Source organism: Geobacillus thermopakistaniensis, assembly GCF_000498995.1.
GTDB classification, from domain to species: Bacteria; Bacillota; Bacilli; order Bacillales; family Anoxybacillaceae; genus Geobacillus; species Geobacillus thermoleovorans.
Window position 1 is genome coordinate 1 of the sequence record NZ_AYSF01000015.1, and the last position, 1,007, is coordinate 1,007.

General features: G+C 50.0%; 5 tRNA genes and 1 rRNA gene. All 6 read left to right on the forward strand.

Annotation, left to right across the window (positions count from 1 at the left end):
• A 5S ribosomal RNA gene (gene rrf / locus T260_RS1000000138230) occupies positions 1–86 on the forward strand; the annotation flags it as partial.
• Between the two features lie 157 nt (positions 87–243).
• Positions 244–314 (forward strand) — tRNA-Asn (locus T260_RS136475).
• A gap of 72 nt (positions 315–386) precedes the next feature.
• Positions 387–461 (forward strand) — tRNA-Asn (locus T260_RS136470).
• 7 nt (positions 462–468) lie between these two features.
• A tRNA-Thr gene (locus T260_RS136465) sits at positions 469–544 on the forward strand.
• A gap of 10 nt (positions 545–554) precedes the next feature.
• Positions 555–626, forward strand: a tRNA-Glu gene (locus T260_RS136460).
• 114 nt (positions 627–740) lie between these two features.
• Positions 741–815: transfer RNA gene (locus tag T260_RS136455), tRNA-Gln, on the forward strand.
• Positions 816–1,007 lie beyond the last annotated feature (192 nt).

A 1,007-nucleotide genomic window follows, 5' to 3' on the forward strand; every position in this document is an offset into this window, starting at 1 on the left:
TTCCCATCCCGAACACGGAAGTTAAGCCCTCCAGCGCCGATGGTAGTTGGGGCCAGCGCCCCTGCAAGAGTAGGTCGCTGCTAGGCAATGTTTCATTATTCTGCAATAGTTCAGCGACGAGCTTCACATCTTCGAATTCGCTACGAGTTGCCTCGACGCATCTCGCTTCCTTGAATTAGCTGGCAGAGGAAGAGGCAACGAGCACATTGGGAAGATGTGCATGACATATAGTTATTCATCATTCCGCAATAGCTCAGCGGTAGAGCAACCGGCTGTTAACCGGTAGGTCGTAGGTTCGAATCCTACTTGCGGNCTTGAATTAGCTGGCAGAGGAAGAGGCAACGAGCACATTGGGAAGATGTGCATGACATATAGTTATTCATCATTCCGCAATAGCTCAGCGGTAGAGCAACCGGCTGTTAACCGGTAGGTCGTAGGTTCGAATCCTACTTGCGGAGCCATTTTTACGCTTCCATAGCTCAGTAGGTAGAGCACTTCCATGGTAAGGAAGAGGTCACCGGTTCGAGCCCGGTTGGAAGCTCCATTTATTTTCCGGCCCGTTGGTCAAGTGGTTAAGACACCGCCCTTTCACGGCGGTAACACGGGTTCGAATCCCGTACGGGTCACTCCATTTCGGCCAGTCGTCCTTTCAAGGATGATTGGCCGAAATGAAAAGTGTATACTTCCCTGATTGCTGAGATATAATAGCAATTGAATACAGCGTTTCTTTCTCATCGCGTTGGGCTATAGCCAAGCGGTAAGGCAACGGACTTTGACTCCGTGATGCGCTGGTTCGAATCCAGCTAGCCCAGCCATTATTTTTTTGTACATAAAAATGGTCATGAGCCATTAGCTCAGCAACGAGCGCTGCATCTTCGGATTTGCTTCGAGTTGCCTCGACGCACTAGGCATCTGTGAAACAGCTGGGAGAGGAAGAGGCAGGTAGAGTGAAACGAAGCTGTAGAGTGTTATCCTAACCATGAGCCATTAGCTCAGTAGGTAGAGCA